Source organism: Achromobacter sp. 1012554356 (assembly GCF_059760815.1).
This window is the reverse complement of sequence record NZ_JCBANC010000122.1, coordinates 1-1184: the sequence shown is the minus strand read 5'-3', so window position 1 is coordinate 1184 and position 1184 is coordinate 1. Positions and strand designations below refer to the sequence as shown.

Genomic DNA, 1184 nt, shown 5'->3' with positions numbered 1-1184 from the left:
AGCCGGCCCCGCCCCCGCCGCGACCCTCGAACCCACCGTCGAACAAGCCGCCTTCGACAAATTCCGCAGCGCGTTCTCCGCCTACAAGCCCGTCTACTTCGCCGTTGGCACCCGCGGCCTCACCACCGCCCGGTTCCAGATCAGCGCCAAGTACCGCCTCATCAGCCCGCGCGGCGGCGAAGACACCTGGCACGACGACTTCTACCTGGGCTACACCCAGACCTCGCTGTGGGACCTGGAAAGCGACTCCAAGCCCTTCATCGACACCACGTTCAACCCCAGCGTTTTCTGGATGTCCGACGACATCTGGAAATCCGAGAACCAGAACTGGCGCTTCGGCATGAACACCGGCGTTGAACATGCCTCCAACGGCAAGGACGGCGAAGACTCGCGCTCGCTGAACGACGGCTACATCGAGCCGCGCTTCCATTACCGCTTCGACGGCGGCAGCACCCTCACCTTCGCCCCCAAGGTCAAAGCCTACTTCGGCGTCGCCAGCGAAAACAGCGACTACTCCGCCTACGCCGGCCACGTCGACTGGCAACTGCGCTGGGCGCAGGACAATGGCGCGGTTGTCTCGGCGATGTACCGCCAGGGAGATCAAAAGCGCCGCACGACGCAACTGGATTTTGCTTGGCCGCTACGCCGCACGTTCCTGAACTGGAACGGGTACTTGCATTTGCAGTACTTCAACGGCTACGGCGAGACGCTGCTGGGGTACAACCAGCGCAACGAAAGCCAGTTCCGCGTGGGGCTGTCGCTGATTCCGTAAACGCACAATGCGGCACGCAAGCGTCAAATGAAATCGCCGGCCTGACAAGCCGGCGATTTGCTTTGCGCGCGCATCAATGTGTCGCATCCGTCTGCATGCCGGTGTCAGACACCCAGCTAGCAGGACCCCTAGCACGTGACAGCAGTTCATCGGGTGTCAGACACCTTGGGCCCGGGCGCCAGGCACATTGATTCAAGCCGTCGACGCAAGACACCCGAACGCCAGATAAGGCCGCCCGCGCGGCCGGCATCTGGCAGCCCCGCAAGATCTTCCGGCCATCAACAAACCTACAGAAGAAGGCCAAGCAAGCCGCCCTCCCCGCCGGCCGTCCGACCTGATACGACGCAGCCCGGTGCGGCGGTGGCCTGGGTGCGCGGGGCGTGCAGATGCGCCCGAGGGAATCGGAAGGCAG

General features: G+C 63.8%; 1 protein-coding gene. It reads left to right on the top strand.

Annotated elements, in window-relative coordinates; all coding sequences use genetic code 11:
• The coding region (locus AC6LJW_RS29415) for a phospholipase A (RefSeq protein ID WP_498088971.1) at window positions 1–772 on the top strand (772 nt) is incomplete at its 5' end.
• Window positions 773–1184 lie beyond the last annotated feature (412 nt).